Raw genomic sequence first — 12942 nt, forward strand, 5'->3', positions numbered from 1 at the left:
CTTATGGAGAATTTAGAAAGCTCTCGGAATTTTTCTGGGAGTTTTTTTATTGCCTTGATTATCAAGAAGAAATAGATTTTTTTGAAAAAATATTAAAAAAATCTTACTGGGCATACAACCCTTTTGTAGAAACTACTGTCTATATATATAGAAATTATAAAGCAATTAGTGGTAAAAGGACAACCCCTCCGACTTGAATCAGAGGGGTTTTGTTTTTTATGACTAAGCCATTTCCATTTTTTGTTCCATACGTTTACGTACACTTGGATCTAAATAGATTTTACGCATACGAATCGATTGAGGAGTTACTTCTAAGTACTCATCTTTCTGGATATATTCCATTGACTCTTCTAATGAGAACTGGATTTTCGGAGCAATTTTAACGTTAGTATCCGTACCAGAAGCACGCATGTTCGTTAATTGTTTCGCATTTTGAAGGTTTACTTCAATGTCATTTTGACGGTTATGCTCTCCAACTACCATACCTGCATAAACCTCCTCACCTGGATCGATAAAGAATACCCCTCTGTCTTGTAATTTATCTACTGCATAAGCGGTAACCGAACCTGAGTTCATCGAAATCAATGAACCGTTGATACGACCAGGGATTGGACCTTTGTAAGGCTCATACGCTTTGAAACGGTGTGCCATGATAGCCTCACCAAAAGTAGCAGTCAATACTTTAGAACGCATACCAATCAAACCACGTGAAGGAATGTTGAATTCTAAGTGTTGTAAGTCACCTTTTGGTTCCATAATCAATAACTCACCTTTACCTTGTGTAGCTAATTCGATTACTTTACCTGCAGACTCATCTGGAACGTCTACTACCAATGTTTCGATTGGTTCTAAACGCTCACCATTTTCGCCTTCTTTAAAAATTACTTGAGGTTGTCCTACTTGTAATTCATAACCTTCACGACGCATCGTTTCGATTAATACAGACAAGTGAAGGATACCACGACCAAATACTAAGAATTTATCTTCTGAATCTGTTGTAACAACACGTAGAGCTAAGTTCTTCTCTGTTTCTTTGAACAAACGATCACGTAAGTGACGAGATGTTACAAATTTACCTTCTTTACCAAAGAATGGAGAGTTGTTGATTGTAAACAACATGTTCATTGTTGGCTCATCAATCGAAATACGTGGCAATGCTTCTTGAACTTCAACATCCGAAATAGTATCACCAATTTCGAAGTCATCAATACCCATCATTGCACAAATTTCGCCAGAAGAAACTTCCTCAGCTTTTGCTCTACCAAGACCTTCAAATGTTTGAAGTTCTTTGATTTTCATTTTCTTCACAGTACCGTCAGACTTCATCAAAGCAACTTGTTGTCCTTCTTTGAAAGTACCACGGTGAACACGACCAATAGCAATACGACCAACAAATGAAGAGTAGTCTAATGAAGTGATTTGCATTTGAGCAGGACCTTCATTGATTGGAGCAGCAGGGATATTATCGATGATTACATCTAATAATTCAGTAATATCTTCAGTTTTGCGTTTCCAGTCAGTACTCATCCATCCTTGTTTAGATGAACCGTAAAGTGTTTGGAAGTCTAATTGATCTTCTGTTGCACCTAAGTTGAACATCAAGTCAAATACTTGCTCGTGTACTTCGTCAGGGCGACAGTTTTCTTTATCAACTTTGTTGATAATTACGATTGGCTTAAGACCTAAGTCAATTGCTTTTCCTAATACGAAACGAGTTTGAGGCATTGGACCTTCGAAAGCATCCACCAAAAGGCAAACACCATCAGCCAATTTCAATACACGTTCCACTTCTCCTCCAAAGTCGGAGTGACCAGGAGTATCAATGATATTAATTTTTACGCCTTTGTAGCGAACTGATACGTTTTTAGATACAATTGTGATACCACGTTCACGTTCCAAGTCATTGTTATCAAGAATCAAATCTCCGAATTCTTGGTTATCACGAAATAATTTCGATGCGTGGATGATTTTGTCAACAAGGGTCGTTTTACCGTGGTCAACGTGCGCTATAATTGCAATGTTACGAATGCTTTGCATCTTCGATGAATGTTATCTGTTATTTACTAATCGTTAATCGCCATTTTGCTTTTGTAACACGAATAACTATTAACGTAGCTCTTGAATGAGGGTGCAAAGGTACGGAGTTTTTCTTAGAAAAGTGCTATTGACCTTCAAATAAAAATGGTATTTTTTTTATCTAAATGATTTTTAATGTATTATTATTCAATTGTTTATAATTATTTTTTCTTCATATTTACGATAAGCCCCTATTCGCTACTGCCAACTTATTCCAACTTCGTCGCTAAGAATGCTTTCTTGGTTTTGTGAATCAACGACCGAAACTTTATAGAAGTAGTCTTTTCCCTTAGGTAATCCCGAATCTTTATAAGTGTTTATACCTACAGGTAAAGTTTGGACTAAAAGGGGGGTTCTGCTTTGAGAATCGAATCGGTAGACCTTATAATTCTTGAGATTTTTGATCGCTGGATTGTCCCATTCTACAATAATAGATTGATTATCAGTGATTACTTTTAGACCTGCAGGGGGAGGTGGTAATACCTTATTGAGTAAAATCGTAGTGGATGCACTCATGGCGCTTTGGAAGTTGTGGTGACCAATAGATTTTACCGCATATTCATAACTTTTGCCGGCTATGCCAAGCGAATCAACGAAGGAGTTTTGGATATTTGCCACTGAATTTTGAAAGATGATTTTGTAATCATCTAGCGCTTTGTTACTTGTTGGGTTTACTTCTCGTCGATATAATTCATACCCAACTACATAAGGGCTAATAACAGTCATGTCTTTCCAAATGAGTAATACCTTATTGTTTGCTTGTCGGTAAGCTGCTAATCCAATAGGAGTTGGTAATGACAATGCTGCCGAAGGTACTGTATAAACTGAACTAGAATTTGGGCTCGTATTATAGCTAGTATTAAAAGATACTACAGAATACGAATAAACCTGTGTAGAATCAAGATTTTGAATATTGTCGGTATAGGACACTAAAGAATCTTTACTATAAACAAGGTCGGATACTTGTACCTGCTTGCCTTTGTATCCTTCGCCTCGGTATACATAGTAGCCACGAGTATTGCGTTCTGAACGAGTCCAAGAAAGTGTCACTGTAGTACCTTGTTGTTTAATAGTTAGGTTTTTAGGAGATAATACTGCCTGTTCAATTCCTTGTAACATACCCGCAACTTTTACCGAAGGGTAACCTTGGTTATAAAGAGAATTCATTTTGAGGTAATAAAAATAGGTTTCAATTGGCTCAACTTTGCTGTCCAAGTACGTTGTGTCGGTTGGTTGTAAAGTGGCAATTGACTGATATGGACCTTCGAAGCTTTTGCTTCGATAAAGCTGGAGGTCTTTTAAGGCAGTGGCTTTATCAAAACTCCATTTTAACAAAATACCTCTACGCTGATTATCACTATCAGCAGTAAAGTGCTCAAGAATGGGAATATCACTATAAGGTTTTACATTTTTTACTAAAATAGTATCACTAGGAGTACCCTCATTCCCAAAGGCGTCATAAGGAACAATTACATAACGATAAAGTCGTTTTGCAGAAGTTTGCCTATCGATTGTTCGAAGGATTACGCTGTCTTTTGAAGCTGTAAAAAACTTGATCACAGGGATTTCTTGCATAGAAGTTTGGAGGTAATACTGACGATATACCTTCCAGCTAAAAGGTAAATTACTACGTTTTGAAACACGCCATTCTAATCCTACAAGGTCTTCTTCGGGTACACTTTTGTTGAATACTAATTCATATTTAGGTTTTTGCACTACAAAACGAATAGGGGCAGAGGTTTGCTCAGATACTTTAGGAGAATTACTGGTAAGGCGATACTGATAAGTTTGGTTGGTTTGTATCTCAGTATCAAAATAACCCAAACCTGCGGTTTCAAGCATCAAAGGCGAAGCATTAAACTCATAAAGAGAGTCAGAGATAATGGCACGACTCATGAGGTTAGTGAATCTTTTGAATATAGTATCGCTAGGAACTTCATAAAAAGAGTTTTTACGATGAGCTTGACGTAAACGTAAAAGTAAGCTTTGAGCCGAGCGATCAACAGTAATACTATTTACAGGTTCCCACTCTGTGGAAGAAGCCATTTTTCGTTCAAGTTGGTAAGTAAAGTTGGCTGGAATATTTTTTCCGAAAAGAATAAAAATCCCGTTTTTCCCAACATAAGTTTGCAAATTTTGTGCAAAAATGGGAGTACTCATGCTGATTATTAACAATAGCACAAGCGATGATATATATGTGTTGAAAGAGACTTTCATAACGAATGCAATTGAAATGTTTGACTATTTACATGGTTCAGTTTTACAAGGGCTCAGACTTAAATCTGCCTTTACTCCGCTAGTTCCCCCTGAGAAACTTACACAGAATCCTTTTTCAAGACAATCATCAAAGATGGTCGAACCACAATCGAATAGTAGTGGTATTTGTTGTTTGAGGCATATCTTGTTGGAGTTGCCTAGTTTGGCATTTAGGTTGGCAGAGAAATTACCTCCTTGCTTTTGTACCTGAATTTTAATGGCAGCTTCAGCATCAACCGATCCTGTTAGGCTTGTACAAGTGATAGCTTTTAGTCCATAGTCGGCATGTACTTTGGCTCTGATGCCTGCCCCAAAATCAACGGTGCCAAATAAGTTGCCATAGAAATAGGCATCCATAAAGGCGTCTACGCTAAAATAGGCACTGGCAATAACTAGGTCTATTTCCATAGAGAGACCATCGAGTGGCATAGGACGCTCTCCTGTTACATAAAACCCTGCAAAGCCTTGCGCAAAACTACATGGAAGCTGTTTTTCTCGTACATAGGTAAACAATACACTTGAAGACTCTGCTGGAAGCGCTTGGCTGTAGCTACCAATCAATAAACCAGCTTTTAGGACAGTTGGGTCAGGCAATGGAACATTACTAACAATACCTGCTGCTGTGATAATCCAACCTTGAGGGTCAAATAAGACTTGGGCTACTCCTTTCATCTCAAGTCCTTCAACTCCTTGTGTGAGCTTACTTAGGTCAATTGTTCCAACTAAGCGTTTTTTCTCAATATCATAAGTAAGTTGTAAGCCCGGTAGTGAAGGTAAATTGTCTGCCTGAATTTTTTGATCTGAAGCCTTGATTTCTCCAAATACCGTAAACTTCATACGGTTGGGTTGGCTTTGTGTTCCTTTATAATTATCTAGATCTCCTTCAAAAGTGAGGAAAGACCAATCTTGATTAGGACTTGCAGTCAGGGTAAGAGCAATATTTCGGAGTTTGGTATCACTTGCCCCTGAGCCACCGATTGGAATCGATTGTTTTGGTAGATTCGGAAATTCTGTTTCAATAGGAACAATCTTGGTTTCGGTTGGCGTGTGGATTAACGCTACTTTGATGGGCTGTAATTTGCCAGGCTCTTCTATTTTGCCAGTAGCTACAAAACGCCCATTATCAAAAGTTTGTTTATCTGTTCCTGCTACAGAAGAGAAACGAACATATCCTTTAGCTTCAAAACCGAGGTCGAAAGTACTCAACTGAATAGCTGGAGTAGATTTAACAAATTTTACCACCAACATTTGGTCGTTGGCAACTCTTTGAATACCCAATGAGCCTGAACCAACGAGTGAGAAATAATCACTGCCAGTGTTGATTGTATTAGGTTTGAAATTGACTAAGTTGAAAAGTTTATAGTTGCTACTTTCATTACTGAACGAAAGGATATCTTCGCCATTATCGAGCAATGAAATCATGCTTAACGTAATGTCTTGATTCGGAAATCCTTTGAATTTGATAAGATCTTCTTTTTTTATCTTGCCTGCATAACCACCATTGCCTGACGGAATACTGAGTTTCCAGTGACCAGAGGCATCACTACCTGTTTTGGCATCATAGCCAAAGTAGATTTTGTCACCTGATACGTTGGTTTGTAATTGTGCGATTCCTGCCACATTGAGATTTTCAACTTTGAAGTCACTTATGTCGAGGAGGTTTGATCTTAGCATGAAAGTTGTGAATGGAACATCAATTTTGCCTGTCTTGATAATACCATTAGAAGAAGATATTCCTCCTTCTGTGGGAGAAATAGACCAGTTTTTTACCTCTACACTCCATTTCCCTGCAAGCTTAAAGGTCATAGATTGACCTGTTGAAGCTTTTACTTGGTCGGCTGTTAGTTCAATTTTTCCAACATTGAGTTTAAAAGCGGATGGGTTGGCATTGGGTATTTTACAGTCTAAGCTAACATCTAAAATTATTTTGCTACCACTTATCGTAGAGGTAGCGGTTTGAGCTTGCGCATCAAAGCCAATAAACTTGAACTTGATAGGATTTCCTTGCTTATTACAAAGATTAAATTTGCTCGGAATGTCAGGTAAAGACGAAATGATAGGGATATTGCGATTGATATTTCCGTCACTGTTGATGGCAAAATAAAATTCACTATCGTCAAACTCCAAATGGCTACTTGGGTATTTGAAGGAGTTGTCGATAACTTGGGTTAATCCATTGACAACACCCGATTGATTTCCACTTTTGACAATTGATAAATAGTAATCGCTGTTGGCAGGAACTGTTTTAGTGTTATAGGTATCGCTATAACGCATTTTCAAAAAACTATGTTGAAGACTTACTTTTTGAGAAACACACACGACCTTATTGCCTACTTTGTTGAATTCAGCCCCAAAGAAGGCAATTTTCATATCGTTGTCAAACGGCTTAAATACCGCATTGAAATTGTTGATATTGGTATTAATTTGAATACCTCCTGGGCCTTGAATGGTTCCTGAACCGCCATTAGGTTTTGATAAGTACAGGGTTCCTCTCACTAATAAATTTCCATTTGCCTGTTTTTGAGCTTGTTCTATTTTGATAGGAAATCCCCAAAGGTCGGTGATATTAAAGTCACTTTCTTTGACATTGAGGGTAACATTATTGGCATTTTGGGTATTGACATATACTTCATCACCTATATATGATTTTCCATCATCAGGATTATAAGTTGCTACCACACGAGTATAAGTAGATGCTTCGGGGTACGAAAGTTTGAAGCTACCGTCTGATTCACTCTGTGTAGCATAAATACTTCCATTGATTCCTGCGGTCATAGATACCTCTGCTCCTTTGATAGGCTTACCGTTGAGTAATACCTTTCCTGCCACAGTAAAGCCATTTTTGAGGACTACATCATCATAGATTTGATAATTTCGACTTTCTTCATTGGTAAAGGCAATAGTTTGTGGAATGTAACTTGTTTTGGCTGGGCCACTTATTTTCATTTGAAGATAGTTGACAGACACATTCTTAAATTGTGCTTCTACCCAGCCATCTTTATCAGCATAAAAAACTTGCCCTAATATATCTACAGAAGCTTTTTCGACAGCCTTAATAATAGTTTTGGTTGTGATTTTGCCGTTAGGGTTGAGCGATACGAGCTGAGTTTCGCCCATAACTCTGAATTTAATACGGTGATTGCGTTGGTAAACCGTAATCTTATCAAGCACTTTCACGCCATCAGGAATTGTTACCCAAGAATTTTCTTCGAAATAAGATACGTCCTTTGGAATAACATTGATTAATGAAATCTTTTTGGGAATAGCATAGGTAAAATAAGTGCCATTACTTGGGCTGCTTTCTACATAAGGACCTTTGTCAATTTTTACATAGGCACCAACACCTTTGTTTTGTTCATTGACGATAGTACCTACAACAAGACCTTTAGGCGTAAATGGAATTTCTTTTTGAACCAACTGAACGCCATTTTTCAACGCAGGTAATGATTCTGTGTACTGGTCTTGCGTTTCGTAATCGTAAGAAGGATGGCTAATAATGAGCTTTGATTGTAAGCCTGTAGGTAGATTATTGAAAATAACATAGCCATCTTTATCCGAATAATTGCTAATTGTTTCGGTAGAGAAAAGCTTTTTGAACACCATAGAAGCACTTGCTCCTGCAATGCCGTCAGTAGCTTTATCTTTTCGGACAACCCGATAAGATAATCTTGGCTTTGCTGGATTCATAATACGTGTAGTACTGTTTTGAAAATGGTTGTACTCACTGTTGAAAGTATATGAACCGAAAGCATTGTTCGTCTTTTCGTTGTCCTGCGAAATAAGAATGCCTACAAAGTCGGAAGGGAAATCTGACTTGTCTGATTTATCTAAATTCCCATAGGTATTGTTCGTTCCAGCGTTGGGGTTAGACTGCACTGCCAGATAATACACATCAGAAGCAATCCCAGAGTGGCGAATAAGACGCTTGAGCACCACTTTGCCTGAACCATTGGTAATATCTTTTGAAATAATTTCGTAGCCTTTTCCATTGTTGTCGCTGGCATAAGTATTGAGGTGCATCCCTTCGTTTTGTGGAACTCCCGCTGGGCGACTTTTCCAAGCACGTAATAAAAATACATCCATGCCACTCAAGGGACTATTGGGTGATGCTTGATTGGGGTCGCTATTAGACTTGACTGCCACCTCAATACTAAAGCTTTGAACAAGAGACAATAATGTTCCTACATTTTTTGATTCAAGGGGATAAATTTCAATATTGTCATCTGGGCTACAATAATAGGGGCTTTCTACCACAATACGGATGTAACGATATAAGTCGCCTGTGACATAGGAAGGAAATTCACCTGACTGATTACCTATGGTCATGTTCTTTTTGACGAGCCCCCATTTGGGCATTTTATCAAAATTAATGACCATAGAAAAAGAACCATCGTTTGTTGTTTTTCCTGTACCAATAATCATATCCGAATCGGCATATTCGGGTTGTCCATTGAAGTTATAATTGTTGCGGATAGCCATCGAAAATGTGCCATCAGGACTAATCGAATGTTGATCTGAAATATTGTAATTGACTCCTTTGGCATTTTTCATGACATACATGACCTGAGCCTTTACAGTTGTGTTGGACAAAGGAGCTATATCTGTTTCGTTAGGGTCAGAATATTTACTGATAATTTTTCCTGCGAGCGTTGCCGATGGGGGAAGTGGCGAAATAACCGTTAGCGTCGTAGACTGCAAAGTATTCATAGAGGCGAAATAATTGGCAAAAAAAGGCTGGGCATCTTTAATATCCATTTCGTTAGTCCATAAATAGTAGACATCATTTTCGTCGGACTTGCAAAGGAGATTTTCAAAAACAGTTTCTCCGTTACTATTGGTTTTTCCAGTTCCTATTAACTCATAGTTGGAAGATTTCTTCGCCATCATATCCACATCACGCGAATCAACCAATGGGGATGGTGCTCCCGCAGAGGTAAAACGTGTAATCATTCCCTCTACAGGAGGGCGTATCCCTACATAAGAATTGCCACCACCAAGGCCAGGCGTATTATTGCCAATGTTAGCACCAAAATTGTTTGGAACATTGACTCCTATGCCTACTTGCCAGCTACCTGAATTGGAATAAGAGGTTTTTTTGAGACGATATAAATAAATAGTTCGATTTTCGAGAAGCTCTTTTTTATTGATGTTCTTGTAACCTTCCTGCAAGAGTACCTTTAACTGAAACCCTTTAGCTTCGGTCTTGATAAGTCCCAAATCTATATTGCCATCTTTGGAGTTGAACATGACAGCATTGGCGTAGTCCTTATAATAAGGATTATTCGAAACAATTTTGAATATAGTTGAAACAGGCTGACCCAAAAAAGTTTTTCCTGTTGGTCCATTAGCTTCATTAAAGCCATTAACTCCAAAATCAAAGCTACCATCCGAAAGCGTGGTAGTTTGAGCAATGAGCTTTTCGTTTAATACTCTATAATCATTATTCCCTTTAGGAATTACTTCTTGTAAATACAGTGCCAAATCGGCATTGGAAGCTTGGTAAGTGTTAGTTTTGTTAGGATAGGCATATTGCATTTTCCCTTTGATATGTCTTTGTGCAACAACCAGAACGGAATCTTTTTTCTTGAACACAAAATCACAACTTTGTTCTGCAATGACTTGGTTATTGCTTGGATCAAGCTGTTGTATCTTAAAGTTGTAAGTCGCTCCGTTATTAAACCTTAATTGACCCATGTCGTCTTCCTGAAAGTAAGGACTATTGAGTGTTTTGTTGACCATTACACTTTTTTGACTATTGGTAATCAATAAGTTATATCGCTCAGGAACAGTAGCTTTTTCGGGTTTCCAGCGGAGGTAAAAGGCAATATTTTCACCTGCTTTTATTTCGCTACCACATTTTTGGGGAACTAAAATCGCTATGGCATTATCGGTGCTGCGAACGACTGGGGTTTTATAGATAAACTGGTACACTTCCGAATACCCTTGGTTTCGAAACGATGTGCGACCTGTAGGGTCTACGGCTTGTACACTAAATGCATAGCTTCTACCTGCTACGAGTGAGGGAAATGATGGTCCGTAATTAAGAAAATTGACATTGGTTTGTTGCTCCAAAATATAAGGTGTACCCAAACGCATAATATTGTTTGGATTCTGACCATTTGGTAGCTCTTTAATTCTAAAAATATACCGTGTACCAGCAGGAGCTTGCGCCGGTACTGTCCATGCAAATTGGATATTTTGAGGAGTGCTTATCATCACCTCTGTTTCATTCTGCGGACGCAAAATGATTGGAGGTTCAATACTTTGTATCGGAAAAGTATTGGAACATCCCAACGGTTCTTCGTCAGATATAGGGCGAAGTGTGGTGGGGTCATAAGCCCTCAAACACAAACGGTAAGAGCCTTCTGGGATAGCGCCTGTACGGATAAGCGTATTTTTATCTATCCCAGAAACCTGAATTTTATTAATATCAAAAATACGACTAAAGTCATTGGCAGATAGGCGGAGGCTTTGAAGGGCATTTACGGTTAAAGTCGTTTGCCCTACAAAAGGCACTGCTTTTAGTGAAACGCCATTGTCATCGGTCAACTCTCCGCCCAAAACAAACGTGTAGCTTTGTCGAGAAAGGTTTTGTACCAGTATCACAACTTGATTACTACGAGTTTGTAAATCGGATAATGTTGTTGGATATGGAGGCAACATCGTTACCTGAATTTTTAGCGGAGATTGAGCTTGACTGAGAATACTTACCCATAGGAAAAGCATCAAGAAAAAGTACTTTTTCATAATAGTAAAAGTTTGAGGACTTACTTTTTGAAAAGGGCTACTGTCTGAAACCGCCTTGATTGGGTTATTTCAAGCAGGATATGATTAATATGGGTTTTAGAAAAGAAGATTATAGCTTACCTCACCTCGTATTTCTGTGTATTTGAGGTTGGTACTTGAGGCTGTTTGAGGTGAATTGCTAATCAGGAAACTGTTCAGCGCGAAGCGATGATGTCGATTTACCTGATATGTAGCACCGAAGTTTCCATTAATAATGGTACTTTTTTCGCCTCCACGGTCACCTAACAAATAACTCACACTACCTCTTAGGTTAAACTTATTATCCTTCCACGATTTGTCAGAACCTAGGGTTACTCCATAGTTTTTGTCGCTCAGATAAGAACCTGTGATAGTAGTATAGTTGAGGGTGCTGTAAATAGAAAAATTGCTGGTATTGAAAGAAAGGTTGTAATTGAGAAATATATTTTGAGAACTCAAATTTCTTGATTTACTATCTTGAGAATAAGTATTGTTGAAATCCTGCAAATCCATCAGGTTATAGGATAGCATAATTGAATTGGATTGCTTTTCGCCCAAAATAGTATATCGTGGATTGATAGACAGATTTTGTGTCGTTTGCGTAATTCTGACCGTATCCGAAATTTTGAGTGCATTTGGCGTCTGATTATTCGAATAGTTGGAATAATTAACGTCTAGCCCCAATTTTTCTGTAAAATCTGTGCTCAAGTTAGCCGATCCAATGACTTTTTTGGATTCTGATTTTTTCTGTTTATTCAAGTTATCTCTTTGTAAACCTATACTTCCATTAAATCTGAATTTGTTTTTGAAGATGGAAAATTGTGGGGCAATAGTGATGTTTTCGATGTCGGAGTTAAAGAAGTAAGCACCCATCGTTTTGTATTCGGGGTCGATACGCCGATACTGGAGCCGTAGTCCCCATGCCCTAGCTTTGTACCGCAGTGCGGTTTGAACAGCCGTGTACAGCTCGGTAGTCCCATTGACCTTGAGTAGCTGGTCGAGTGTATTTCCAGAAATGGGAAGTTTGCTTTTATCGATTTCAGCACTCGAATTAACATCCTTTGTATAGCCACTCGCTCCAGCTTCGGTATCCCACGAGAGTTTCGAAGAAAAGGAGATACGCATATTCAAACCTAAGGCAAGGTTTTCGGCTGCTGTTGTACTAGACAAGTTGGGATTTCCTTGCTGGGAAGAGACATCAAATAATGCACTTCCCATTTTATCAGATGCCTTGAGTGCGCTGATTTCGAAAAAGGTTTTGTCGGTGCCATAGCCAATTTTGACAGCCATGCCACTTCTATCAAATGCCACAGGCACTAACGATAGGGTAGTGGAGTCCAATTTGGTAGCTTTATTGAGCTGACCATACATGAATCCCATTCGGAATTTGCCAGGCGTTAGTTCTATGCCAGCTCCTAGCATAGTATGTCCGCCAAGCGTAAACTGGTTGAAGGATACATTGCGATAGCCCCCATGTAGCGTAAGCCACTTGTAAGTAGGGCTTAGTCCAAATTGAGCGAAAGGTTGTGCTACTTTACTTTCTTGATTGCTAAAAGTAAAAGCAAAAGGAATAGCAAGCCCATAAAGATTAAGGGTTGGTGCTCCTGATAATACGTAAGATGTACTTGGGTACCTTGGCGAGATACCGTTGGCAGAATAGTAAATTCCTCTTAAATCTATATTTCCTGATAGGGAGACTGGCTTTTGTTGTGATAAATTTTCAAGATTTTGCGTGTAGAGAGGTTTAAGAGAGGAAAAATACATGATAAGTACAACTACTAAACGGCAATTGTTAGAAGTTTTCATAGTAATAGTACGGACTATTGAATATTTGAGTCAATATTA

General features: G+C 38.5%; 4 protein-coding genes. All 4 read right to left on the bottom strand.

Translation table 11 applies throughout. From position 1 onward, the window contains the following. Positions 1-222: 222 nt before the first annotated feature. Positions 223-2037, bottom strand: a complete 1815-nt coding sequence (typA, locus tag QM481_RS23670; protein WP_283383612.1) for a translational GTPase TypA — start codon at positions 2035-2037, stop codon at positions 223-225. A 237-nt stretch (positions 2038-2274) separates the two neighbouring features. After that, positions 2275-4236 carry a fibronectin type III domain-containing protein gene (locus QM481_RS23675; RefSeq protein ID WP_283383613.1) on the bottom strand — a complete coding sequence of 654 codons (1962 nt, stop codon included), beginning with the start codon at positions 4234-4236 and terminating at the stop codon, positions 2275-2277. An 81-nt stretch (positions 4237-4317) separates the two neighbouring features. Beyond that, complete coding sequence (locus tag QM481_RS23680; RefSeq protein WP_283383614.1) at positions 4318-11079, bottom strand: peptidase associated/transthyretin-like domain-containing protein; 6762 nt, start codon at positions 11077-11079, stop codon at positions 4318-4320. Between the two features lie 96 nt (positions 11080-11175). Beyond that, positions 11176-12903, bottom strand: coding sequence for a hypothetical protein (locus QM481_RS23685; RefSeq protein WP_283383615.1), 1728 nt, complete (start codon positions 12901-12903; stop codon positions 11176-11178). Positions 12904-12942 lie beyond the last annotated feature (39 nt).

The sequence above is a fragment of the Flectobacillus rivi genome, assembly GCF_030056655.1.
GTDB classification, from domain to species: Bacteria; Bacteroidota; Bacteroidia; order Cytophagales; family Spirosomataceae; genus Flectobacillus; species Flectobacillus rivi.

Bases quoted from the DNA above. Each gene is read 5' to 3' on its own strand.
- QM481_RS23680 (WP_283383614.1), bottom strand. From the start codon at position 11,079: ATGAAAAAGTACTTTTTCTTGATGCTTTTCCTATGGGTAAGTATTCTC.
- typA (WP_283383612.1), bottom strand. From the start codon at position 2,037: ATGCAAAGCATTCGTAACATTGCAATTATAGCGCACGTTGACCACGGT.
- QM481_RS23685 (WP_283383615.1), bottom strand. From the start codon at position 12,903: ATGAAAACTTCTAACAATTGCCGTTTAGTAGTTGTACTTATCATGTAT.
- QM481_RS23675 (WP_283383613.1), bottom strand. From the start codon at position 4,236: ATGAGTACTCCCATTTTTGCACAAAATTTGCAAACTTATGTTGGGAAA.